Source organism: Paenibacillus sp. Leaf72, from assembly GCF_001422685.1.
In the GTDB taxonomy this organism is placed as follows: Bacteria; Bacillota; Bacilli; order Paenibacillales; family Paenibacillaceae; genus Pristimantibacillus.
The window spans coordinates 91256-116358 of record NZ_LMLV01000007.1 but is presented as its reverse complement, the minus strand read 5'-3'; the positions used below and the strand labels follow the sequence as shown (position 1 = coordinate 116358).

At 49.5% G+C, this 25103-nt stretch carries 18 protein-coding genes, 1 tRNA gene and 1 pseudogene; 18 read left to right on the top strand and 2 right to left on the bottom strand.

The features are described 5' to 3' along the window. Positions 1–849 precede the first annotated feature (849 nt). From ASF12_RS13310 to ASF12_RS13235, 17 genes and pseudogenes are all read left to right on the top strand, one after another. A complete protein-coding gene (locus ASF12_RS13310) occupies positions 850–1542 on the top strand; it encodes a class I SAM-dependent methyltransferase (protein WP_056035219.1) in 693 nt (230 codons plus the stop codon). Positions 1543–1568: 26 nt separating this feature from the next. Continuing rightward, positions 1569–1817: a hypothetical protein gene (locus ASF12_RS13305; protein WP_155973140.1), complete on the top strand. Its 249-nt coding sequence runs from the start codon at positions 1569–1571 to the stop codon at positions 1815–1817. A 63-nt stretch (positions 1818–1880) separates the two neighbouring features. Next, positions 1881–3338, top strand: a complete 1458-nt coding sequence (gene guaB / locus ASF12_RS13300) for an IMP dehydrogenase (RefSeq protein WP_056035212.1) — start codon at positions 1881–1883, stop codon at positions 3336–3338. Positions 3339–3616: 278 nt separating this feature from the next. Further along, complete coding sequence (locus ASF12_RS13295) at positions 3617–4906, top strand: D-alanyl-D-alanine carboxypeptidase family protein (RefSeq protein WP_235533151.1); 1290 nt, start codon at positions 3617–3619, stop codon at positions 4904–4906. 153 nt (positions 4907–5059) lie between these two features. Continuing rightward, on the top strand, positions 5060–5941 hold the full coding sequence (gene pdxS, locus ASF12_RS13290) for a pyridoxal 5'-phosphate synthase lyase subunit PdxS (RefSeq protein ID WP_046234144.1): 882 nt from the start codon (positions 5060–5062) through the stop codon (positions 5939–5941). A 33-nt stretch (positions 5942–5974) separates the two neighbouring features. Beyond that, complete coding sequence (gene pdxT, locus ASF12_RS13285) at positions 5975–6556, top strand: pyridoxal 5'-phosphate synthase glutaminase subunit PdxT (protein WP_046234145.1); 582 nt, start codon at positions 5975–5977, stop codon at positions 6554–6556. A gap of 21 nt (positions 6557–6577) precedes the next feature. Next, positions 6578–7861 (top strand): serine--tRNA ligase, encoded by a 1284-nt coding sequence (gene serS / locus ASF12_RS13280; RefSeq protein WP_056035209.1) that lies wholly within the window; start codon positions 6578–6580, stop codon positions 7859–7861. 93 nt (positions 7862–7954) lie between these two features. Next, positions 7955–8043, top strand: a tRNA-Ser gene (locus tag ASF12_RS13275). A 248-nt stretch (positions 8044–8291) separates the two neighbouring features. Next, a complete protein-coding gene (locus tag ASF12_RS13270) occupies positions 8292–8639 on the top strand; it encodes a hypothetical protein (protein WP_056035206.1) in 348 nt (115 codons plus the stop codon). 15 nt (positions 8640–8654) lie between these two features. Next, positions 8655–8813 (top strand): small acid-soluble spore protein P, encoded by a 159-nt coding sequence (locus ASF12_RS13265; protein WP_056035203.1) that lies wholly within the window; start codon positions 8655–8657, stop codon positions 8811–8813. Between the two features lie 137 nt (positions 8814–8950). Beyond that, positions 8951–9994, top strand: a complete 1044-nt coding sequence (locus ASF12_RS13260; RefSeq protein WP_056035200.1) for a hypothetical protein — start codon at positions 8951–8953, stop codon at positions 9992–9994. Positions 9995–10146: 152 nt separating this feature from the next. Next, entirely contained in the window at positions 10147–10893 is a 747-nt protein-coding gene (locus ASF12_RS13255) for a DsbA family oxidoreductase (protein WP_056035197.1), read from the top strand. Between the two features lie 245 nt (positions 10894–11138). Continuing rightward, positions 11139–11567, top strand: coding sequence for a NucA/NucB deoxyribonuclease domain-containing protein (locus ASF12_RS13250; protein ID WP_056035252.1), 429 nt, complete (start codon positions 11139–11141; stop codon positions 11565–11567). Between the two features lie 2155 nt (positions 11568–13722). Beyond that, positions 13723–14345 (top strand): annotated as a pseudogene (locus ASF12_RS36565) (hypothetical protein); the annotation flags it as partial. A 9-nt stretch (positions 14346–14354) separates the two neighbouring features. Further along, positions 14355–15335 (top strand): BclA C-terminal domain-containing protein, encoded by a 981-nt coding sequence (locus ASF12_RS34485; RefSeq protein WP_063892556.1) that lies wholly within the window; start codon positions 14355–14357, stop codon positions 15333–15335. 78 nt (positions 15336–15413) lie between these two features. Further along, positions 15414–16517 carry a tetratricopeptide repeat-containing glycosyltransferase family 2 protein gene (locus ASF12_RS13240; RefSeq protein WP_155973137.1) on the top strand — a complete coding sequence of 368 codons (1104 nt, stop codon included), beginning with the start codon at positions 15414–15416 and terminating at the stop codon, positions 16515–16517. Further along, positions 16510–18042 (top strand): glycosyltransferase family 2 protein, encoded by a 1533-nt coding sequence (locus tag ASF12_RS13235; RefSeq protein WP_235533149.1) that lies wholly within the window; start codon positions 16510–16512, stop codon positions 18040–18042. Before ASF12_RS13240 ends, ASF12_RS13235 begins: the two co-directional genes overlap by 8 nt. Before the next feature lie 94 nt (positions 18043–18136). Here the strand turns inward: ASF12_RS13235 and ASF12_RS13230 are convergent, their stop codons facing one another. Together ASF12_RS13230 and ASF12_RS35635 are read right to left on the bottom strand one after the other, a co-directional pair. Then, on the bottom strand, positions 18137–18979 hold the full coding sequence (locus ASF12_RS13230; protein ID WP_056035191.1) for an AIM24 family protein: 843 nt from the start codon (positions 18977–18979) through the stop codon (positions 18137–18139). Between the two features lie 32 nt (positions 18980–19011). Further along, the gene (locus ASF12_RS35635) at positions 19012–19572 is read right to left on the bottom strand and encodes a TerD family protein (RefSeq protein ID WP_056035246.1); all 561 of its coding nucleotides are present in this window, start codon (positions 19570–19572) and stop codon (positions 19012–19014) included. A 770-nt stretch (positions 19573–20342) separates the two neighbouring features. On the opposite strand from ASF12_RS35635, the gene ASF12_RS13220 reads away from it, so the two are divergent. After that, positions 20343–25055, top strand: a complete 4713-nt coding sequence (locus ASF12_RS13220; protein WP_056035188.1) for a glycosyl hydrolase — start codon at positions 20343–20345, stop codon at positions 25053–25055. Positions 25056–25103 lie beyond the last annotated feature (48 nt).

The following is a 25103-nucleotide window of genomic DNA, read 5'->3' as shown; positions in this document are numbered from 1 at the left end:
CTCCAGCGCCGATGGTACTTGGACCGCAGGGTCCTGGGAGAGTAGGACGTCGCCAAGCACGAGAAGCCTGCCGCAGTTTGCGGCAGGTTTTTTGTTTCGTTTTTAATGAAATAAACGTTATTACGTCAAAAGTCCTTTGAACGAAAGGGCCTTTGGCGTTTTTATATTTTAACCCTGTGTTACCGTTGCTTTGGTAACGTCCACAGCTCTGCTACCGGTTCTTGTTAACGCTGTAGCTTGTAAATGCATAGATGATACTAATTAGGCTTCTAGGCTTTATACACGATGCAGGTTGCTTTTAGGCATGCATAGCACTAATTGTTTTGCATGGCAGGTTAACTAACGGTATGGGATTGGTCTTTAGATATGGCTGGGTATTAGCGGAGTTGGACAGCTAGAGAGTAGTTTGTTGGGCTCATAGAAGGGATTAGTATCATGTTTATAAAGTCATTTTAAGTATACTATTTAGGATATTTTTCATCTTAAATTACAATATTATTATGAACAACAAGATTAAAATAGGGGTTAACAAGGTTCGTAAATATACATAATTAGTTTATGAAATGTCCTGACATTTGATTGTTTGGTTATAGGCGATGATCCTATTCTTATAATAGCTGTTGTGGATTGTTATCCTTTTAAAGTGTCGAGCTAGTGGTCAGGAAAAGAACAGCTATAAATTTTTTGATGAAATAAATATGTTTGATTTTGTAAAATAATATTGTAGTCTTAGTATGTGAGATTATCTCATTAGAATTGGTTTATTAATCTGTTTTACAGTTACAATGACAATAATATTGACATGCTCAGCGCTCTATAATATTGCTAAAATAACGGGAGGTTATGAAGATGGAAAAGTCCATTAAGACGTTGTTTGATCAAGTTGCTAAGGACTATGATTTTCAGCGGCATCAGCTAATTCCATGCTTTGATGAGTTTTATGGAACAGCTGTGGATTGGGTGAATACACCTAAGCAGAAACCGCGTATTTTGGATCTTGGGGCTGGGACAGGGCTGTTCGCCGCGTTTGTTCAGCAAAAATACCCGCTGGCGGAGTTTACTCTGATTGATTTGAGCGAAGAGATGATGAGGGCAGCTCGTTTGAGATTTGAACATAGCAAGCAAGTCGAATATATTGCGGAAGATTATACAAAATATATGTTCAAGCAAAAATATGATATTGTCATTTCGTCCTTATCTATTCATCACCTGAGCCATGAATCTAAGCAGGAGCTTTTTCACACCGTGCATGAGCTTCTAGAGGACGATGGCAGCTTTATTAATGCTGACCAAGCTGCCGGAAGCTTATCTTGCTTTGATCTTGCCTATAAGGACAAATGGGAGCGGCACATTGGCAAAGGGGATTTGGCTGAGCAGGCGATAGAGTCTGCAATTGAGCGAAGAAAGCTCGATCAGAATGCAACGGTACACGATCAACTGCAGTGGCTCCACAAAAGTGGTTTTGCAGCGGCAGATTGTGTCTATAAGCATCATGAGTTTGCTGTTTTTGCAGCTTTTAAGCAGGTACTTAATTATTCATAAATTTGTTTCAAGTGCTGGAAGAGACGATGCTGAACAAAGAGCCTATTGCCAAAGCTATTGCCAAAGTAGAAATCGAAATGATGCCTGCTAGCGCTGATTATAAAAAGGCAACAGCAGTCGGACTTGTAACCCTTTTTATTACAGATATTTCGCCTCCTCAAAATACGAAGTTCTCACATGTAAGCGTGACGCTTCTGTTTAGTGAGAAAATTCAGACAAAAAGCTTATTGCAAAACGGAAATTGCTCGCCTTGTGACAGCCTTGACAGCCCATGACCCCTCTGCTAATATTGCAATAATATACGTGAAGACGGCTCAATTTAAGGGAGGAACATATTCGTGTGGGAATCAAAATTTGCCAAGGAAGGCCTAACATTTGATGATGTGCTGCTCGTTCCAAGGAAATCAGAAGTACTGCCAAGAGAATCGGATATTTCGACAAAACTTTCTGCTAGCATCAAGCTGAATATTCCATTGATCAGCGCAGGGATGGACACGGTTACGGAAGCAGCTCTTGCTATTGCCATAGCGCGTGAGGGCGGAATCGGCATTATTCACAAGAATATGTCCATTGCACAACAAGCGGAAGAAGTAGATCGTGTAAAACGTTCGGAAAGCGGCGTTATTACGAATCCATTCTCGCTTACACCTGATCATCATGTGTATGATGCGGAAGAATTAATGGGTAAATATCGCATTTCGGGCGTGCCGATCGTAGATGCTGACAAGAAGCTTGTTGGTATTTTGACGAATCGTGACCTTCGTTTTGTACATGATTATTCCATTAAAATCCATGAAGTTATGACACGTGACAATGTAGTAACGGCTCCAGTCGGCACGACGCTTACAGAGGCGGAAGTATTGCTGCAAAAACACAAAATTGAGAAATTGCCATTGGTGGATGACTCGAATACGCTCAAAGGCCTGATTACAATCAAGGACATTGAGAAGGCGATTCAATTCCCTAATGCTGCAAAAGATACACATGGCCGCTTGCTTTGCGGAGCAGCTGTTGGTATTTCTAAAGATACAATGGATCGTACCGAAGCACTCGTACAAGCAGGTATCGATATTCTCGTTGTAGACTCTGCACACGGGCATCATATCAATATCCTTGAGGCAGTTCGCAAAATCCGCAAGCAATACCCGGAATTGACGATTATCGCAGGTAATGTGGCTACAGGCGAAGCTACACGCGATTTGATTGAAGCAGGCGCATCTGTCGTTAAAGTCGGCATCGGTCCAGGCTCGATCTGTACAACGCGTGTAATCGCAGGTATTGGCGTACCACAGATCACAGCGATTTATGACTGTGCTTCCGTTGCTCGTGAATACAATGTACCGGTTATCGCTGATGGCGGTATTAAATATTCCGGCGATATTACGAAAGCTATTGCAGCAGGCGCAAGTGCCATTATGATCGGCAGCTTGTTTGCAGGTACTTCTGAAAGCCCTGGCGAAACAGAGATTTTCCAAGGCAGAAGCTTTAAAGTATATCGCGGTATGGGTTCCCTTGGCGCTATGAAAGAAGGCAGCAAGGACCGTTACTTCCAAGAAAACGAGAGCAAGCTAGTTCCAGAAGGCATTGAAGGCCGCGTGCCATTCAAAGGTCCTTTGTCGGATACGGTTCATCAGCTGCTTGGCGGCTTGCGTTCCGGTATGGGCTATTGCGGAACATCAAACCTGGAGCAACTGAAGAACGATACACATTTCATCCGGATTTCTGGTGCAGGACTTCGTGAAAGCCATCCACATGATGTGCAAATTACGAAGGAAGCGCCTAACTACTCGCTTTAATATCCCGGCCAACGGGCCAGAGACAGACCACAAGAAAGCGGAACTTCGCTTTTGCCGGGTCTGTCTTTTTTTTCAATAGAGGGCATTGATTTAGATCCACTATTTTACATGGTAATTATTGCTCCGGGGAAGTTTTAAGGGGTTTAAACAGCTCAAACGGGCTTCCTGCAAGGGCTTAGCTATTGAAAGAGGGCTGAGCGCAGTAGAGGTTTAATTCCCCTGCTTGCATGTGATACAATTAACAACGACAAACTTTCGGATGAAAAGGGGAGAAGACGTTGAAGGCAAAGGTAAAGCCGATTAGACTGACATCGGTTATCGCCGCTTTTGTGGCGATGTGGTTGGTTATTCTGTCATTAGGGTCTGGTGCAGCAGCGGCTGCAGGTAAGGAAGATTGGGTCGAAAACTCTTTAGGCATGGAATTATCATCAGCCATTCTAATAGATGCAGATTCGGGACAAGTCATCTATGAAGTCAATGCGGATACGCCGCGTCCTCCTGCCAGCATGACGAAGCTCATGACGGAATATATCGTACTTGAGGAAATTACGAATAAAAGATTAACTTGGGATCAGGTCGTTACCGTTAGTGAAGAAGCAGCGAATACTCCTGCAGATGGCTCGCAAATTTATTTGGCGCAAGGCGATCAGCATACGGTTAAGGACTTATATATTGCTATGGCAGTAGGTTCGGCGAATGATGCAACGATTGCTCTTGCTTCGCAAATAAGCGGTGGTGAGCAGAGCTTTGTTGCCAAGATGAACGAAACGGCGAAAGAGCTCGGCCTGACGACGGCTCATTTTACAAGTGCGACAGGATTGCTTGATACAACGCTTATTTCGGCTCGCGATATGGCGAAGCTGGCACAAACGATTTTGAAAAAACATCCGGACTTTCTGGATTATTCGAAAATTCAGGAATACAAATTCCGTGAACGCGATACAGCGACCATGAAGAATTATAACTGGATGCTGGAAACGAACAAAAGCAACACGTATTTACGTGCGTATGCTTATGAGGGCGTAGATGGCATGAAAACCGGCTATATATCGGCAGCTGGTTATACGTTTACGGGTACAGTTAAACGAGGCGATACGCGTTATATCAGCGTCGTAATGAATACAAAGTCAAAAGAGGCCCGTTTCTTTGAAACAGCTAAGATGTACGACTATGCGTTCAACAATTTTGAGAAGAAATCAGTGCTTCCTGCAAAATCTGTAGTAGAAACGCTGGAATCGGTTAAAATTAAGAAGGGTGTCGAAAAGACGGTTCCTGCCGTTACGGAGTCCGACATCACTTTCACGGTGAAAAAAGGTGCGGAGCCTAAGATCGAGCTGAAGGAAAGCAATCTTTTGAAAGAGGAAGAGCTTGTTGCTCCCATTACAGCTGGTCAGAAGCTCGGAACAGTCACTTACGAGTATACGGATGCTGAAGGCAATAAAGTGGACAGAACGGTTAATTTGATCGCATCGGAGGATGTGGAAAAGGGCGGCTGGCTGCGTCTGATGTTCCGCGCTATTGGTCAATTTTTCGTTGGACTGTTCAACGATATTGTGAATCTGTTTTAATCACATAAATACAGGGAAAACAATAGTTGTCGATTAAGGAGCGTTCCTGTAAAATTAGTGCCTAGAGCAAGTATCGATATTATAATGGGAGCTAAGCGCTAACCCTTCAGGATGAAGGGCGCGGCGTAAAACCTTGAGGAGGATTTTTCAAAAATGGAAACAGGAACTTCGCGTGTAAAACGTGGTATGGCTGAAATGCAAAAAGGCGGCGTCATCATGGACGTTATGAACGCCGAGCAAGCAAAAGTAGCAGAAGCGGCAGGTGCAACAGCAGTTATGGCGCTGGAGCGCGTTCCTTCCGATATCCGTGCAGCAGGCGGCGTTGCCCGTATGGCTGACCCAACCATCGTAGAAGAAGTTATGAAAGTTGTTTCGATCCCTGTTATGGCGAAAGCGCGTATCGGCCACTATGTAGAGGCGAAAGTGCTTGAATCGATGGGCGTTGACTATATTGACGAGAGCGAAGTTCTGACTCCGGCAGACGAAGTGTTCCACATTAGCAAAAATGAATTTACGATTCCTTTTGTATGTGGCGCTAAAGATCTTGGCGAAGCGCTTCGCCGTATTCAAGAAGGGGCAGCAATGCTTCGTACGAAAGGTGAGCCGGGAACAGGAAACATTGTTGAGGCTGTTCGCCACCTTCGTCTGATCAATGGCCAAATCCGTAAAATTCAAGGTTTGTCGAAGGACGAGCTGTATAATGAAGCGAAGGTTCTGGGCGTTGCTTATGACCTGCTTCTGGGCGTACACGAGAGCGGCAAGCTGCCAGTCGTTAACTTTGCAGCAGGCGGCGTAGCAACACCTTCTGACGCAGCACTGATGATGCACCTGGGCGCTGACGGCGTATTCGTAGGCTCGGGTATTTTCAAATCCGACAGCCCGGAGAAATTTGCTCGTGCTATCGTAGAAGCTACAACTCATTACCAAGACTACAAATTGATCGCAGAAGTATCCAAAAACTTGGGAGCGCCAATGAAGGGCATCGAAATTTCCAAGCTGGACGCTTCGCAGCGTATGCAAGATCGCGGAATTTAAGCAACAAGCTTGGATAAGAAAGGCGTGTAGGCGATGAAAATTGGTGTACTCGCGCTTCAAGGCGCAGTTGCAGAGCATATACGCAGTTTGGAGGCGGCGGGCGCGGAAGCGGTCGCCGTTAAACAGACCTCGCAGCTGGATGAGCTGCAAGGTCTTGTTATTCCAGGCGGCGAAAGTACGACGATAGGCAAGCTGATCCGCAAATACGGCTTTCTAGAAGCGATTCAAGCTTTCTCCGAGCAATCTAAGCCGATTTTTGGTACTTGTGCGGGAATGATTCTGCTCGCTGAACGTATTGAAGGACAAGAGGATGCGCATCTGAAGCTCATGGATATGACGGTGGAGCGCAATGCTTTCGGAAGACAGCGGGAGAGCTTCGAAACTGATCTAGACATTAAAGGCATTGATGAGCAGGTTCGTGCGGTATTCATTCGTGCTCCTTTGATCAAGGAAGTTGGATCGCAGGTTGATGTGCTATCGGAATACAAAGGGGAAATTGTGGCGGCTCGGCAAGGACATTTGCTGGCAGCATCCTTTCATCCCGAGTTAACCGATGATTACCGTTTGCATGCCTATTTTGTCGATATGATTAAACAATTGGCAGTGAGCCGGTAGCTGAGAGGAGTTCAACCAAGCGTGATAGATATAAAATGGCTGCGTAATGATTACGCAAAAGTAGAGCAAGGGCTGACCAATCGCGGTAAATCGCTTGATTTAATCGCAGATTTCCCTGTTCTGGATACAAAGCGCCGGGACCTGCTGCAGGAAACGGACCAGCTGAAAAATCGCCGCAACACCGTATCGCAGGAAGTGGCGAAGCTGAAAAAAACAGGCGGCGACGCTGATGCGCTGATTATCGAAATGCGTGAAGTAGGCGACCGGATTAAGCAATTGGACGAAGAAGTGCGCGCGGTAGAGGTACAAGTGGACGAGCTTATGCTTTCGATTCCGAATTTGCCGCATGAAAGTGTGCCAGTAGGGGCTTCTGAGGATGATAATGTAGAGCTTCGCCGGATTGGCGAGCAGCCGGCATTTGATTTCGAGCCGAGAGCGCATTGGGATCTTGCACAAGAGCTTGGCATTCTTGATTTCGAACGTGCAGCTAAAGTAACGGGCTCCCGCTTTACGTTTTATCGCGGCTTAGGTGCGCGTCTTGAGCGTGCGCTGATTAACTTTATGATGGATCTACATAGTGATAAGCACGGTTATGAGGAAGTGCTGCCGCCTTATTTGGTCAACCGCGACAGCTTGATTGGAACAGGGCAGCTTCCGAAGTTCGAAGAGGATTTGTTCAAAATATCCGATTCGGATTATTTCCTAATTCCAACGGCCGAGGTTCCGGTTACGAATCTTCATCGTGAAGAGATTTTGTCGCTTGAAGAGCTGCCGAAGCATTTTGTAGCTTACAGCTCTTGCTTCCGCTCGGAAGCGGGTGCGGCAGGCCGAGATACACGCGGCTTGATTCGTCAGCATCAATTCAACAAAGTCGAGCTGATTAAGCTTGCGAAGCCGGAAGAGTCCTACGATGAGCTGGAGAAGATGACGGCTAATGCCGAGAAGGTACTTGAGCTGCTGGGCTTGTCCTATCGCGTGCTCGCTCTGTGCACAGGCGATATGGGCTTCACCGCTGCGAAAACCTATGACCTTGAAGTATGGCTGCCAAGTGCAGGCACATACCGGGAAATCTCCTCATGCTCGAACGTAGAGGACTTCCAGGCGCGACGTGCGGGCATCCGTTTCCGCAGAGACGCGAAGAGCAAGCCGGAATTCGTTCATACGCTTAACGGCTCAGGTCTTGCGGTAGGACGTACCGTTGCCGCTATTCTTGAAAATTACCAACAGGCAGACGGCTCCATCGTCATTCCTGAAGTATTGCGTGCTTATATGGGCGGAATCAGCGTAATTGGACCTAAAGCTTAAAGTTTTTACATTTTTGATAGCCACAGGTTAAGAAAAAGGTTGATATTCATTTTTAACCTGTGGTATAATGATTTTTGTGATGATTTTATATGTGGAGAGGTACCGAAGCGGTCATAACGGGGCGGTCTTGAAAACCGTTAGGGTGCAAGCCCACGTGGGTTCGAATCCCACCCTCTCCGCCAACTTAATAAATGATAACGTCCAACCTTACGGTTTGGGCGTTTTTTTGTTGTCTGGGGATTGGGGATATCGTCTGAGCAGGAGTTATCACCATTATCCACGATAGCCCTGTGGACAAATTGTATATAATGTGGATAACTCGCATGAATTGTGTATAAAACTGTGGATAATCTTGTGTTTATGCTGGATTTTGCCTGAATAATTGGCGGGCTCGCGCCGCATCTTATAAGATGTGGAGGTGTTGATAAAGATGGCGAAAAAAGATGAGCTGACCTACAGCCAGCCAGAACTGGTGGAAGCATGGAACCGCACGCTGCCGGATATGATGAACAAGCCGGATAAGTGCCAGGTAGCAGCCGATGAGGCGGACCCAAAATCGCTGCGGATTACAATTCAGTCCGCGGGGCATCAGGCGTATGAGATCGATTTTAAGGTGACATATGTGGATAGCCGTGAAATTAAAGTGGAGCTCGTAGATGTGGAAAAGGATCATCAAGCTGTGGATGAACGCACAGACATGCTTCAACAGCTCATTCATGATTACAAGCGTCATATCCATGAATGCGCCCAAGCGCTTGCGCAGCTTACACACGCCTAAAAGGAGGACGATGATATGAGCAAGCCAGACAGCGTGCCTGTGCCGGAGGCGCAGCGTCAATCTCAGGACAAAAGAAGCCGCAATGATGACTCTGCACAACAGCAGCCTTTATCTGGATCGAAAAAAACGAAGCAGAAAAATCATACTTCTCACCTAAATCCGGAAGGATCATAAATTCAAGGTGTTCATACAAAAGTCCCGTTTCTTCTTAGAGAAGCGGGATTTTTTGGATATTGCTTCTATATGCTGTCGTTTTGTTATAGAATAGGGGGGATGTCAAGCAGAGATACAAATAGGGAGGATCAACTAGAATGAAAAACAGACTACATAAAGTGGCTATGCTATTTATCGCTGCTGCTTTAATTATTGTCGCAGGATGCAGCGCGAGCGCGTCTCCTAAGGAGTCTTTGGAGAAAGCTACTCAAAAAATGGCGGAAGTCACATCGTATGAATCTACGATGTCTTTTGGGATAGATGAGCTTACAGTGCCAGACGAATTGCTTCAGGAAGACGGAGCTGGAGCACAATACGTCATTGGCCTGCTTAAAGGCGCTAAAGTAAATGTTAAAGCAGTATATCAAAAAGAGCCGCTGCGCACAGATATGGAAATGGATGTTACGGCAGCGGGCATCTCCATTAAAATTCCGATGATTATGACCGACAAAAAGATGTTCGTGAAAATTCCAGCGCTTCCAATGCTTATGCTGCCAGAGCAATACACGGATAAATTCGTGGAGATTGATCTGGAGGAGCTGGCAAAGCAAGCGGAAACAGGAGCCATGCTGGATACTGCGGCCCAACAGAAGCTTGGTCAAGAAGTGAGCGGCATTATTTTAAAACATTTTGATGAAAAAACGTATTTCTCCTCGCTGAAAAAAGAAGATGCAGCGCTCCCTGAAGGGGTAGAGGCGGATCAAGTTGTTCGCTTTCAAATTAATGAAGGCAACTATCAGCAGGCAGTAGAAACAATCGTTAATCAAGTGCTTCCAGAGCTAATCGACACATTGACGAAAAACGAAGATTTCATGAAAATGATTGAAAGCACGAATGAGGATGTAACGAAGCTGAAGGCAGATTTCGAAGCCAACAAGCAAGAAACGTTGGACCAGCTGAAAACAAACCTGAAAGTCAATGATTTCTCCATTGTAGGAGCCATTAAAGATGGCTACTTATCGCAGCAGACTGCTAAAATCAATGTAGATTTTACGGATGAAAGCGGCGGTATCGTGAAAGTTGGCGGTTCGTTAACAGCTGAATACCACAATATTAATAAAGCGCCTAAATTCCTGTATGAAATTCCGACGGACGCGGTTAAGATGGATGAGCTGATGTCTGGAATGGGATTGGGTATGTAATTTTATAGCTTAAAATGATACAAAAGAAGCCGCCCATTCTAAGTGAATGAGCGGTTTTTTTTATAACGCTGTAGCGGAGGCCTGAATGATTCTATTGCTTTAAAAAGTAAAGTATATTACTATACGTATATGAGTTTAAAGGAGGAATCGTAATGCAAATAGATGTATGGTCAGATTTTGCATGTCCGTTTTGTTATATTGGTAAAAAGAGGCTGGAGGGCGCATTAGCCAAGTTCGAGCATGGCAAGCAGGTGAAGGTCGTGTTCCGCAGCTTCGAGCTGGACCCTAACGCCGCGATCAGCTATGAGCACGATGTGCATGAAATGCTGTCCCGCAAATACGGCATGCCACGCGAGAAAGCAATCGAGATGAACAGCGATTTGGCAAAGCAGGCGGCATCCGTTGGCTTGACCTTTAACTTCGATACACTGGTGCTGACGAATACGTTTGATGCGCACCGCTTAACCCATTTTGCAGCTAAATACGGCAAGCAAGATGCGATGTCGGAACGACTGTTCCGTGCTTATTTTACCGATTCCAAGCATTTGGGACAGCGCGATACACTCGCTGATCTGGCTGCCGAGGTTGGACTGGATCGTAAGGAGGCACTTGCTGTGCTGGAAAGCGATGCTCATGCACAGGACGTTCGTGGCGATGAGGAGGAGGCTTCGCGGATAGGCGTGCGCGGTGTGCCATTCTTCGTCATTAATCGCAAATACGCGATATCGGGCGCTCAGCCCAATGAAGTGTTCCTGAATGCAATCAAGCAGGCTTGGGATGAAGCGTATCCGGCCCTGACCGTCATCAATGATTTGCCGGATGATGCTGACGGTGCAGCTTGTTCGGATGGCACTTGCGCGCCTTCGGCGGCTAAGGATGCTAATTCAGACAAGGCGTAATTGTATATAACTGAAATGATGAATATTTGAATATAAACAGATTTTAGGGAAGGCTGGGGTGGCGGGCAAGTGACGCTGCTTCAGCTTTTTTTTGAAATATAAGAAAGTATATGTTTTGCCTAACAGGTGTGAAAATAAAATTTGGCCAAGGGTTGTCCTTCGCCCTTTATGATGAGAAAATGAGGAAAAAGAGCATCAGGAGGCTATGCGCGTTGAAAAGAAAGTCCCGTAAAAAGAAGTTTAAAATGAAAAATGCCCTTATTTCCTTGCTTATTATGCTGGCTTTGGCCGGAGCGTCTTATATGGGCTGGCTTGATGAGCTGGCGAAAGATTGGAATACGGCAGAAGGAACGGATTACACGTTATATTTTCCGACGGATCGGTATCCAGAGACAGGCAAGCACATAAAAGATGCGATTGCAGCGGGAAAATCCCCTATTTGTACGATTGATCGGGAAGGCGCGGATCAGAATCGGAAAAAATCTTTGCAGGGCGTAAAGGTGAAAAAAGGCTACGATCGTGATGAATGGCCAATGGCGATGTGTGCCGAAGGCGGGAGCGGCGCCCATATTGCTTATATTGACCCATCGGATAATCGCGGGGCGGGGTCATGGGTCAGCAACCAGCTGGAGAAATACCCGGATGGTTCGAGAATTGCTTTTGTTATCAAATAAGCAAGCATTTATTTTGAGTAAAAGTCTAATTGTCTGCGTTCATGCAGAGGATTGGGCTTTTTTTATATTCAAAGACTGGGTGAATACCGTGTTGCATATAGGGCGCAAACATAGACTGGTGTAATGATGATAAAAGACTATTTTTTGCGTTTTTGAATAGAAAGCGAGCAAATAAATCGGTAAAGAGGGATGAAGATGAACAGGAACCGGAAATCACAAGAGCTTAACAAATGGATTAAGCAGCTCCAGCTTGTGAAAGGTCTAATACGCCAAAATCGGGTTAAACGAGCAAGCTCCCATATTCGATATGTCATTTCAGCATGCAGGCGTACAGTCTATAAAAAGCGGTAATGCGAAAAAACAATGGGAGATGAGCAGGTTGGCGAAAAGAAGAGCCAGTTGTTTGCGGAAATTAAACCTCGCCATTCTTGAATTGAGATTTGCGCGCAGGCTGGCGGGGAGAAATAAAATTGTCCGGGCGGAGCGCGAAGTGATCGACTCGATTTTGCTGCTGACAGAGGCGCTGAAATGTCTCGATGGGAATCAAGATAAAAAACCTCGGAATGGCCATACCCATTGGCCAGCTCATGCAAGACGCGGAAAACGTGGCCCGAGGGGTGCCAGAGGCCCAAGGGGTGCGAGAGGTTTTAGCGGTCAAGCTGGAACTGATGGGGCAACTGGAGCAACTGGTCCGGCAGGAGCAACAGGATCTGCAGGGCAGCCTGGAGCGATGGGCCTTCCCGGAGCGATTGGTCCAGCGGGATCGCCTGGAGCGCAAGGCGCTGCGGGAGCAATTGGCCCAGCGGGGGCGAATGGTGCTTCGGGAGCTACAGGATCGCCTGGAGCGACTGGTGTAGCTGGAGCAACAGGGGCAGGGCTAGAAGGGATAGTCGCGTATGATCTCTTGGTAGCCCCAACTTATCCCGATTATCAGGTCGTTACGTTTAATGGTAGCACGTATATCGTGAATACGGCGACGCCAAGCGGAGTGCCAGGAAGCTCCGCAGACTATACTCTGATTGCTGGCGCGGGAGCAACGGGTGCAACAGGAGCCAATGGGTCGGCAGGATCAGCCGGGGTAATGGGAGCTACAGGAGCGACAGGTGTAACGGGAGCAACAGGGGCAGGACTGGAAGGGATGGTGGCATTTAATCCTTTGGCAGCCCCGGCATATCCCGTTAATTGGGTCGTTACATTCAATGGAAGTACGTATGTCGTGAATACGGCACCGCCAAGCGGAGTACCAGAAAGCTCGGCAGATTATACGATGCTGGCTGGTGCAGGTGCGACGGGTACGACTGGGGCAACTGGAGCAACGGGGGCTGGAGTGACCGGAACGACCGGAGTAACCGGGGCTACTGGTACAACTGGAGTGACAGGTTTTACAGGAGCAACAGGGGCGACGGGTGCAGGGGTTACAGGCTCTACTGGCATAACTGGATCTACAGGTACAGCGGGAGAAACAGGTGCAACAGGGGTCACTGGAGCGACAGGTTCGACAGGTGTGACTGGTGCAACAGGAGAGACAGGAGCAACGGGTGTAACGGGTACCAACGGCGTAACTGGAACAACCGGAGCAACGGGCTCGACAGGTATGACTGGTGTGACAGGAGAGACAGGAGCAACCGGTGTGACCGGGGTAACGGGTGCGACAGGCACGACTGGTGTAACCGGCGTAACGGGCTCGACAGGCGTGACCGGTGTGACAGGAGCAACTGGTGCGACAGGAGCAACAGGAGCAACAGGAGAGACGGGGGCCACGGGTGTAACCGGAGTAACTGGGGTCACAGGAACAACCGGTGTAACTGGCGTGACAGGGGCTACTGGTGAGACCGGAACGACAGGAGCAACCGGAGAGACGGGAGCCACGGGTGTAACCGGAGCAACTGGGGTCACAGGAACAACCGGTATAACTGGCGTGACAGGGGCTACTGGTGCGACAGGAGTCACAGGAGCAACCGGAGAGACGGGGGCCACGGGTGTAACCGGAGCAACTGGGGTCACAGGAACAACCGGTATAACTGGTGTGACAGGGGCTACTGGTGAGACCGGAACGACAGGAATAACCGGACCAACGGGTGCGACAGGAGCAACCGGAGAGACAGGAGCGACAGGAGCCACGGGTGTAACCGGAGCAACTGGTGTCACAGGAACAATAACTGGCGTGACAGGGGCTACTGGTGAGACCGGAACGACTGGAGAAACCGGGACAACTGGTGCAACAGGAGCAACAGGAGCAACCGGAGAGACGGGAGCCACGGGTGTAACCGGAGCAACTGGTTTCACAGGAACAACCGGTGTAACTGGTGTGACAGGGGCTACTGGTGAGATCGGAACGACTGGAGAAACTGGGACAACTGGTGCAACAGGAGCAACCGGAGAGACGGGAGCCACGGGTGTAACCGGAGCAACTGGGGTCACAGGAACAACCGGTGTAACTGGCGTGACAGGGGCTACTGGTGAGACCGGAACGACAGGAATAACCGGACCAACGGGTGCGACAGGAGCAACCGGAGAGACAGGAGCGACAGGAGCCACGGGTGTGACAGGGGCTACTGGTGAGACCGGAACGACAGGAATAACCGGACCAACGGGTGCGACAGGAGCAACCGGAGAGACAGGAGCGACAGGAGCCACGGGTGTAACCGGAGCAACTGGTGTCACAGGAACAACCGGTATAACTGGCGTGACAGGGGCTACTGGTGAGACCGGAACGACTGGAGAAACCGGGACAACTGGTGCAACAGGAGCAACAGGAGCAACCGGAGAGACGGGAGCNTAACTGGCGTGACAGGGGCTACTGGTGAGACCGGAACGACTGGAGAAACCGGGACAACTGGTGCAACAGGAGCAACAGGAGCAACCGGAGAGACGGGAGCAACGGGTGTAACCGGAGCAACTGGGGTCACAGGAACAACCGGTATAACTGGTGTGACAGGGGCTACTGGTGAGACCGGAACGACAGGAGTAACCGGACCAACGGGTTCGACAGGAGCAACCGGAGAGACAGGAGCAACTGGTGAGACCGGAACGACAGGAATAACCGGACCAACGGGTGCGACAGGAGTCACAGGAGCAACCGGTGCAACTGGTGAGACCGGAACGACAGGAGCAACCGGAGAAACGGGAGAGACAGGAGCCACGGGTGTAACCGGAGCAACTGGTGTCACAGGAACAACCGGTATAACTGGCGTGACAGGGGCAACTGGTGAGACCGGAACGACAGGAATAACCGGACCAACGGGTGCGACAGGAGTCACAGGAGCAACCGGAGCCACGGGAGTGACAGGTGTGACCGGAGCAACTGGTGCTACAGGAGCAACTGGAACTACCGGAGTCACTGGAGCAACAGGCGTTAGTACGACAGCTGTATCCGCTTTTGCAGCCAATACAACTGGGGGTATCATTGCAGTTATACTTGGAGGCACGAATGTACCGCTTCCAAGCTCTCAAAATATCGCCGCAGGCATAACGGTCAATGGATTAAACGATACGTTCACAGTTGCCGCAGCGGGCAGATATTATATTACGTACCAAATTAATTTGACAGCGGCGTTATTGGTCAGCTCGCGTCTGTTAATTAACGGCATAGCGAGTACGGCCTCAACATTGGAGCCAGTATTAAGCTTATCCTCTTTCAATAACGATATTATTGTTGGACTGACAGCAGGCTCGACCATTACCCTTCAATTATTTGGACTGCTGGGTGCGGCCACATTGCTTGGAGGCAGCGCCGGCGCGGCATTGACCATTATCCAATTAAGCTAAGTCGGCCAGTTGGGCACCAAGGCAAGAGTGACTGAATAGGATGGGTCAATAGAATCAACTCGCAGGAGTGTGGTTTCATTGATCGCGATCAGTCTTTGCATGATAGTCAAAAATGAAGAAAAAACATTGGCACGCTGCCTCTCCTCTATTGCCCCCGCCGTAGATGAAATTATTATTGTCGACACTGGCTCGACCGATGCTACAAGGGAAATCGCTGCCGATTTTACCGATCGCGTCGAGTCTTTCACCTGGGTGGATGACTTCGCCGCCGCCCGCAATTTCGCATTCTCGCTTGCAACGAAGCCTTATATGATGTGGCTGGATGCGGACGATGTATTGGAGGTTTCCGAGCTGCATAAGCTGAAGGCGCTCAAACACCAGCTGGACGATACGGTAGACTCCGTCTCGATGGATTACCACCTGTCCTTTGACGAGTACGGCAACGTAGTTAACAAGCTGCGGCGCAATCGCATTGTCAAGCGTGAGCGGAACTTTCAGTGGATTGGCGCAGTCCATGAGTATTTGGAGGTTTACGGAAACATCATCCATAGTGATGTGATCGTTACACATAAGAGCCTCGGTCATGATAGCGACCGCAATTTAACGATGTACGAAAATCGGCTGCGCAGAGGAGAAGTATTCACCCCGCGCGATTTATTTTATTATGCCAATGAGCTGAAAGACAATGGACGCTACGATTCGGCCATCCGTTATTATGACAAGTTCCTTGCTACCGGCAAAGGCTGGATCGAGGATAATATTCTTGCTTGCGGGCGGCTTGCGGACTGCTACCACGAGCTGAATGAGCCGCGCAATATGATGGATTCTGTGCTGCGATCCTTCTATTACGATAAGCCTCGGGCGGAATTTTGCTGCCGTCTTGGTTATTATTTTTTGCAGCGGGATGAGCTTCAGATGGCGGTATATTGGTATAAGCAGGCGCTCCACGTGGAGCATACGGACACAACAGGCTGGGGTTTTGCGAATATAGCCTGCTCTACCTGGCTGCCGCAGCTTCAGCTATGTGTCTGCTATGACCGTCTGGGCGACTATGAGTCAGCTTATAGGCATAACGAGCAGGCGGCCAGCTATCGGCCGGAGGATGAGCGAATGATAGCGAACCGGGAATATTTGAGTCAGCGGCTGAGTAAGAAGGATGAGGGAGGGATCGTTCTTGTCTGAGAAAAAAAGGCGTGTGCTCATTGCCAGTCCCGTTCAGCAGCAGCCTACGATTCTTGCGTTGTTTCTCGCTTCGCTGAAACGCTTTCATGCAGATCAGCTGGAGCTGAGCTATCTCTTTATTGACGATAATACGGATGCTACGAGCAGTCAGCTGCTGGAACAGTTTACTGCCGCTCGCGAGGGGGTAACCATTATCCGCTCAGAATCCTCCGATAGTCAAGACGTGTATGTACGCACGGATATAACGCATTGCTGGAACGAGCAGCTCATTTGGAAGGTTGCCCATTTCAAAAATCGAATCATTGAACATGCGCTAGAGAGCCAATTTGATTACCTATTTCTGCTCGACTCGGACCTGCTGCTGGACGCCAGGACGCTTGCGCAGCTAGTAGCGGACGACAAAGATATTGTATCGGAAATTTTTTGGACCCGCTGGCAGCCGGATGCACGTCCTCAGCCGCAAGTATGGCTGCATGATGAATATGGACAGTGGGAGCGAGGCCGAGGCGAGAAGCTGAGCGATTTGGAAATTGCGGAGCGTTTGGAGCAGTTTTACGCCATGTTAAACGAGCCTGGCGTATACGAGGTAGGCGGGCTTGGCGCATGTACACTGCTGAGCAGACGTGCCCTTGAAGCAGGTGTGCACTTTGGCCCCATTAGCAATTTAACCTTCTGGGGGGAAGATCGGCATTTTTGCATTAGGGCGGCTGCGCTTGGCCTGCGGCTGTTTGTGGATACCCACTATCCCGCCTATCATATTTATCGCAGCGCGGATTTGGCTGGGGCGGAGCGGTTTCTACAGAAAGAAGCGGAAGTCCAGCCCCAGACCCGAGGACGGCTCACGCTGTCGATGATCGTAAGGAACGAGAGCAGCCGCTATTTGCGCCAGGCGCTGGAGCAGCATCGCCAGTATATTGATGACGCGGTCATTATTGACGATGGCAGCACGGATGACACAGCTGAGGTGTGCCTACAGGCGCTGGAAGGCATTCCGGTTAAGCTGATCCGCAACGAGGTGTCGCGTTTCAGCAATGAAATTACGCTGCGGAAGCAGCAGTGGGAAGAGACGTTGACTGTAAATCCGGAGTGGATTCTGAATCTAGACGCGGATGAATGGTTCGAGCAAAGCTTCGTTCAGGAGCTCGATTCGCTGCTGCAAAATCGGTCTACGAATGTATTTTGCTTCCGGCTATACGATTTCTGGAGCCTTCATTCGTATAGATCGGATGCGATCTGGCAGGCGCATGAAAGCTATCGTCCTTTTTTGCTCCGCTATGACCCAGCATTTGATTATAAGTGGAAAAATACACCGCAGCATTGCGGGCGTTTTCCCGCTAATATTTTGGAGCTGCCTCATCAGCTGTCGGGCATTCGCCTTAAGCATTATGGCTGGGCAAAAGAAGAGCATCGCCGGGAGAAGCTCCACCGCTACCAGCTGCTTGACCCCGACGCCAAGTATGGCTGGAAGGAGCAATACCTGTCGATTTTGGATAATAATCCACAGCTCGTGGAGTGGCAGGAATAACAGGCACCAGCATGAAAAAAAGCATCTCTGCTCATCAGGAATGATGAGTGGAGATGCTTTAATCTTCTTATCGGATTTACGTATAATAAATGGCTTAACGCAAAATTCGGCCAATAATGCCGCCGAGCCCGCCTTCGTTATTGTTATTGCTTGGAGCACCGCCGTTATTGCCAACGTTGCCAGCGTTACCAGCATTGCCGCCGTTGCCGCCAAAAGTGTTTTGGAAGGCGCTGCTTTGCTCTTGCGGCTGGTAACGGTTGTCATCAATGCCGAATTTCACGCCGCTTTGGCGCTCGAAAGGCTGAATGATAACGATTTGCCCAGGCTCATTGAACTCATACATATACGATTCGCCAGAGGTTTGTCCGATAAGGGTTTTCCAGTTCACATCAAGCTTCACTTTAGGTGAAGGGCCTGTCCAGGCAACAATCGCATCGGGATCGACGCGGCATGGAGCTTGCAGAACGAGCGGGTTGCCGTTCGTTTTCACTGCGACTTGAGCGCCTTGTCCGTTATAGGAGAGCTTGGAGGTGAAAAGTCCGCGTTGGGAAATGACACCGGAGCCGATGATCGTAACGCCGTAGTGGCAAGTTTCTGTAAACGCCAGCAGGTCTTCACTTTCAACACTGACGTGCTGCCAAGGGCCGCCCTGCTCCAAATTAATGATGGTCACATGCGTGTTCTGGTCAGCAAGATAGACGGAGCCTTGGCCTTCGACTTCCATAATTTCAAGGTTTTCGCCTGTAATGCGGCGCATACCGTGGTTCAATACTTGTCCAACAATGTTGCCGGAGTTTGTGCCAAGCAAGCGCTTGGAATATTTAAATTTGCCGTTGTAAGCCTGATCAGCGACCATGGAGCCTTTTTTAGCGAAAAACTTGCCTTGGCCTTCAGCTTTCAGAAACAGCTCGCGTTCCACTTGAAATTGAAATGGCATATGAGTTGACCTCCAGTTAGATGTGTAGTGAATTACATAGCGCCATAATGTGCGCAAATGCCAGTGAGATCAAGCGTAAGGCCTGTACCTACCGCATTGAACTTCCACTCGTTGTTGTGGCGGTATACTTCTCCCGCGAGCAAGGAAATGGAAGTGGAATAGTCCTCGGACAGGTCGAAGCGGCAAATTTCAGCGCCGTTCGCCTGGTTGACGATCCGAATGTAGGCGTTGCCGATTTGGCCAAAGTTTTGATTTTTGCGAACAGCGTCGTCAATCGTCACGGTAAATACGATTTTCTGAATGTCAGGAGACACGCGGGACAGTTGGATTTCTGCCGACTCATCGTCGCCGCTACCTTGTCCAGTCCGGTTGTCGCCGTTATAGCGAATCGCTCCGTCTGGGCTGTTCAAGTTATTATAAAAAATGATATGGCCGTTGGAAGGAAGCTTCTCCGCTTGGTTCAGCAGGAAAATTTCAACATCGAGGTCGTAATTTTGGCCTTGCAAGCGATTCGTATCCCAACCGAGTCCAACCTTTAAATGGTCGAGTCCGGGGTTGTTTTTCGTCAAATCGAGCTTCTGTCCCTTGGACAATACAAGTCCGCCTCCGAAGCCGCCACCTTGAGGAGCAGGTGCTGCACCAAAGGAGTTAGCGTTGCCCGCATTCGGGAATCCGCCTTGCTGAGCACCGCCTTGGATGCCGCCCTGTTGAATGCCGCCCTGTTGAATGCCGCCCTGTTGAATGCCGCCCTGTTGAATGCCGCCTTGTTGGATACCGCCTTGCTGAATACCGCCCTGTTGAATGCCACCCTGCTGGATACCGCCTTGGATACCGCCCTGAATGCCGCCTTGTCCACCAAAATTGTTGCCGCCGTTTGAATTCGATCCAATACCCATTTGTATTGCCTCCTCAAATATGAAATAAAAGAACCATCTGCCTCGACAGTTATTCACCTTGAAGCTCTTAACAGGCCAGAATGGTGGAATTTGTCGATTCTGTGTAAGAATATGAAACTATTTGTAGTATAGCAGATTGTGATTGTAGTTGTTAATGGTTAATGGTGTTACAGTTCCTGCTGCAGCAGGGATGTCTGATTAGATACGGCGAAGCGAAAGCTTGGTTGCATTTTTTAAAATATAGGAAAGTATAGGATTTCCCGATCCTGTCTCTATATTTCTCGGAATGAAACGTGCTGCGCCGCCAAAGGACGGCGACAGCCGTTTCACCTTAAATTAAAGAAACATAACAAAATAGAAGACAAAAGAGAACTATAAAAACAAATTGAATCTCCTATTTTTTTCAAGTGGTTCCTCTATAATGATGTGAAGCGCTTTCAAAACACTTTAAAAAATAGGAGGATCGCATGAATAAAAAACGCAAATGGATCGCGGCCATCATGGCCCCAGCTATCGTTGTTTCGATGTTCTCTTCTGCTGCTTTCGCTCAATCAGGGGCGGCAACTAACGCGTTTGCTCCCGATATACAGGGACATTGGGCGAAAGCTGCTATAGAGAAATGGAGTGCGCAGGGAATTGTAAGCGGTTACTCGGACGGGACCTTCCATCCGAATGGCAGCATGACCCGGGCGGAATTTGTCACGGTCATTAATCGGCTGTTCGGTTTATCGGCTTTGTCTGCTTCAGCCTTTAGCGATGTGCCGGAGACAGCATGGTATGCGGGCGATCTTAGCAAAGCGCGGGCTGCGGGCTTTTATGAGGGGTTCCCGGGTAACGAGGCAAGAGCGGAGCAGCCGATAACGAGGCAGGATGCGGTAACGCTGCTGGCGCGTATTTTCGAGCTGAAAGCAGCGGACAATGCAGCGTACGCGGGGTCCTTCAAGGATAGCGGCCAAATTTCCAGCTATGCGAAAAAGGCGATCAACGCGCTGCAAGGTGTCGTCAGCGGCTACGAAAATGGCGATTTCCAGCCCGCAGGAAAAATCTCTCGTGCAGAGGTCATAACCTTGGTGGACAAACTGGTGGCCGAGCTGTATGCCAAGGCAGGGGATTATACAGCGGCGCAAACGATTTCGGGCCATGCGATCATTAATCATGCTGGCATTACGCTCAAAGATGCCCAAATTGCCGGCAACCTTTATTTGACCGCAGGCATTGGGGACGGCGAAGCAGTAGTCGATCATGCCAGCGTGAAAGGAACGACGTTTATTGCAGGTGGCGGCGAGCATACCGTTATCTTTCACGATTCAACGCTGGCAGGCGTAGAAATTAACCGCAAGGATGGCAAGGTGCATGTCGAGGCAGACGGAGACACCAAAATCAATAGCATCGTGGCTAACAGCAAGGCTATTCTGGAGCTGGGAGACAACGCGGAGGCAGACAGTATCGTGCTGAATCAGCCTACGGAGCTGATCACCGGCCCAGGTACAACGATCGGGAGGCTGACGGTGCAGGCCGATTCCGTCACTATTAATGGCCAGCCAATAGCCAAAGGCAGCTATACGTTGAAAAATGGCACGCTGACGCCAGTTGGCACCGGCACGATGCCAGGAACAGGAGCATCCTCGGGCAGCAGTGGTGGCAGCAACAACGGCGGCGGAAACGGCGGAAATACGGAGCCGACGGTGAACTTTGTCGATCAGCATGCAACGGCTGAGACCAAATCACTGTTCGCCTATTTGAACGGCGTGCGCGGTCATGAAATTTTATTCGGCCATCAGCATGCAACGGACGAAGGTGTGACATTGACCGGGGCAGACGGCTCGCAATCCGAGGTGAAAAATTCGGTTGGCGATTACCCTGCCGTGTTCGGCTGGGATACGCTAAGCCTGGAAGGCAAAGAGAAGCCGGGTGTGCCGAACAATGTGGAGCAAAGCCGGATCAATCTCACTGCATCGGTCAAGAATGCCCACGATCTCGGCGGCATTGTGACGCTCAGCACCCATTTTCCGAACTTTGTGACTGGCGGCAGCTTTAATGATACGTCAGGCAATGTAGTTGCTCATATTTTGCCGGGCGGCGACAAGCATGCGGAGTTTAATGCTTTTTTAGACACCATTGCGAATTTCGCAAATAATGTGAAGGATGATGATGGCAAGCTCATTCCAATTCTGTTCCGTCCTTTCCATGAGCAAAACGGCGGCTGGTTCTGGTGGGGCGCGAAAACGACGACCACAAGCGAATACAAGGAGGTTTTCCGCTATACGGTTGAATACCTGCGCGATAAGAAGGACGTGCGCAACTTCCTGTATGTTTTCTCGCCAAATGGCTCGTTCGGCGGCGCGGAAAGCACTTATTTGACGACGTACCCGGGCGACGATTATGTCGATATATTGGGGATGGACCAATACGATAACAAGGAGAATGCGGGTTCGCAGGGCTTTTTGAACGGACTGGTTACGGATCTGGGCATGATCTCAAGGCTGGCGGACAGCAAGGGGAAAATTGCGACGTTTTCCGAATTCGGCTACAGCCCGGAGGGGATGAAGACGACCGGGAACAATAATACGACCTGGTTTACCGATTTGCTGAGTGCAATCAAGTCCGATGAGGACGCTTCACGCATTGCCTATATGCAGACATGGGCGAACTTTGGCCTTGGCAACAATTTGTATGTGCCTTATAAAAATGCGCCAAACGGGCTCGGCGATCATGAGCTGTTGCCTGATTTTATTAACTTCTATAATGATTCGTTTACGACTTTCCGCAATGAGGTGCAGGGCGTATATGGCCATACGGTCGTGACAGCGCCAGAGCAGCCGTTCATGCATATTGCAACGCCTACGGATAACAGCATTGTCGGCAGCTCCGTCACGATTCGCGCACGGGCGCTGGAAATTACCCCAACGAAGGTCGTCTATACGGTACAGGGTTCGGATACAGAATATCCGATGACGCTTGATAGCGACGGATTTTTCTATACGGCGAATTGGTCTCCGGCAGCGGGCTTAAATGGCAAAACAGCGGTGCTGAACGTCAAAGCATATGTTGGCAATCAGGTTGCGCTAACGCAATCTGCGACGGTATCGGTACAGGCAAGCGAGATTTTGATGAAAACGTACACCTTTGACCAAGATACAGAAGGCGTCGTTAAAAATGGCGATCCGGGCACTTATCCGGAAACGATGGCGCTGACCGTGGGGCATGATGTTTTGGACGGCAACGGCGTATTGAAGCTGGATGCCCAGCATGCAGCAGCAGCGGATACGTGGCAGGAATTCAAGCTTGCGCTTCCAGTGCTGGACAGCGGAAATGCACTGGCCGATGTGAAGCGCATCAAGCTGGACGCTTTTATTCCGCTGAATGCGGGAGATGCGGAGGCGACGATTAGCAGCATGGCGATGCTGCCGCCGGATTGGGATACGAAATATGGGATGACGACGACCAAAATCAAGCTGTCCGAGCTTCCGCAGGTGACCGTAGGCAGCACGGTATATGCGAAATTTTCGCCAGTTATTGATTTGAATGATGCGGCAAAATCAGCAGCGGCGACGGGGCTTGTCCTTTCCTTGGTGGGCAGCGGATTAGAAGGCGATTTTTCAATCTGCGTCGATAATCTAAGCTTGTACAGCACGTTTGCTGAAGCGGAGAAGGACCCGGCTGTAGTGGACAACTTCGAGACGTATCAAGGCAGCGATGCCGCTCTGGCAGCGAAGTTCATCCATGCGGGCGGCGATGCGACAGCTGTAGCGCTGGACGGCGTGCATAAAAGCTCGGGCAACTATGGGATGAAACTGGACTATACGCTGGGCACTTCCGGCTATGCGGGCATTACGAAAGTGCTGGGTGGAGTAGACTGGTCCACGTTCAACCATTTGAAATTTTGGATGGTGCCGGACGGCAGCAACCAGAAGCTCGTGATTCAGCTGCGTGTGGATGGCGTTTCCTACGAAGCATATCCATCGCTTGCAGGTACAACCGGGCAATGGGTCAGCCTTCACTTTAATGCGTTTACCGTTGCTCCTTGGGATACAGGAAATACGGGCAAAAAGATCAACAAGGTCAGCTTGAAAAATGTACAGGAGTTTTCCATTTACGTGAATGCCACTAATGGAGCAACCCTTAATAGCACGCTTTATTTCGATGATATTGAAGCGATAAATGATGGAACAGGCGGCGTGCCAAATGGCGGCTCCGGTTCGGGAAGCTCGCCAGCGGAGCCAGGCACGCTTTATGGATTCGAAACGGATACGGCTGGCTGGACGGTAAGCTCGAATGAGGCGCAGGCCACAGATGCCGCGACTACAGCGGATGAGAAGACAGAGGGCGACCATTCGCTGACGTCTACCTTCTCGCTAGCAAGCCCGGCGGGCTTTGAGCTGACGAAGGTTGCTGCAGCGGACCTGTCCGCCTCTACATCACTCAGCGTCAAGGTGAAGCTGTCGCAAGGAACTGCTAATGCCCGCCTATATATTAAGACAGGGAGCACATGGGAGTGGCATGATAGCGGAATGGGCGTTATCGTCGATTCCAGCGGATTTAAGACGCTGACGCTTCCGCTCACCGGTGTAACGGGACTAGAAAGCGTGCAGGCAATCGGCGTGAAGATCGAGCCGACAGCGGGACAGACGGGCACAGCAGCTGTCTATGTAGATGATGTGTATGTGGAAGGAAGCGGGGGTCCGGGAACGGCTGGTCCCACTTACGATTTTGAAAGCGGAGCAGAGGGTTGGGCCATTAATACCGATGCGGATAATGCCTACAATACGGCAAATGCCCGTGATATAGCAGTGTCGACTGATGCAGCATCATCAGGAAACAGCTCGCTGAAGGCGGCTTTTGATTTGAACAGCGGCAATTTCCAGCTTAGACGGGTCGGTGTGCTGAACTTGGGTACAGCAAGTACGCTGTCCGCCAAGTTTAAAGTGGCAGCGGATGGGAATGCAGCGCTTTCGGGCGCTGTATCCGTGAAGTTGTTTCTGCAAACGGGCAGCGGCTGGAGCTGGTTCGCGCCGAATGAAACGGTTTCCTATAGCGGCGATGGATTCGTGACGGTAAGCTACGATTTGTCAGGCGTCGCGGATAAAAGCAATGTTCAGGCGCTAGGCATTCAAGTGTTTGCACCAAGTGCCTCGACAGGTGCAGCAACGATTTATTTGGATGAGATTAAGGTGCAATAAATGAATAATCGAATGTAATAGCAAAGAAGGGAGGCCCCGCATAAGGGC

Bases quoted from the DNA above. Each gene is read 5' to 3' on its own strand.
- ASF12_RS13310 (WP_056035219.1), top strand. From the start codon at position 850: ATGGAAAAGTCCATTAAGACGTTGTTTGATCAAGTTGCTAAGGACTAT.
- ASF12_RS13305 (WP_155973140.1), top strand. From the start codon at position 1,569: ATGCTGAACAAAGAGCCTATTGCCAAAGCTATTGCCAAAGTAGAAATC.
- pdxS (WP_046234144.1), top strand. From the start codon at position 5,060: ATGGAAACAGGAACTTCGCGTGTAAAACGTGGTATGGCTGAAATGCAA.
- pdxT (WP_046234145.1), top strand. From the start codon at position 5,975: ATGAAAATTGGTGTACTCGCGCTTCAAGGCGCAGTTGCAGAGCATATA.
- ASF12_RS13270 (WP_056035206.1), top strand. From the start codon at position 8,292: ATGGCGAAAAAAGATGAGCTGACCTACAGCCAGCCAGAACTGGTGGAA.
- ASF12_RS13265 (WP_056035203.1), top strand. From the start codon at position 8,655: ATGAGCAAGCCAGACAGCGTGCCTGTGCCGGAGGCGCAGCGTCAATCT.
- ASF12_RS13260 (WP_056035200.1), top strand. From the start codon at position 8,951: ATGAAAAACAGACTACATAAAGTGGCTATGCTATTTATCGCTGCTGCT.
- ASF12_RS13255 (WP_056035197.1), top strand. From the start codon at position 10,147: ATGCAAATAGATGTATGGTCAGATTTTGCATGTCCGTTTTGTTATATT.
- ASF12_RS13250 (WP_056035252.1), top strand. From the start codon at position 11,139: ATGAAAAATGCCCTTATTTCCTTGCTTATTATGCTGGCTTTGGCCGGA.
- ASF12_RS13230 (WP_056035191.1), bottom strand. From the start codon at position 18,979: ATGCCATTTCAATTTCAAGTGGAACGCGAGCTGTTTCTGAAAGCTGAA.
- ASF12_RS13220 (WP_056035188.1), top strand. From the start codon at position 20,343: ATGAATAAAAAACGCAAATGGATCGCGGCCATCATGGCCCCAGCTATC.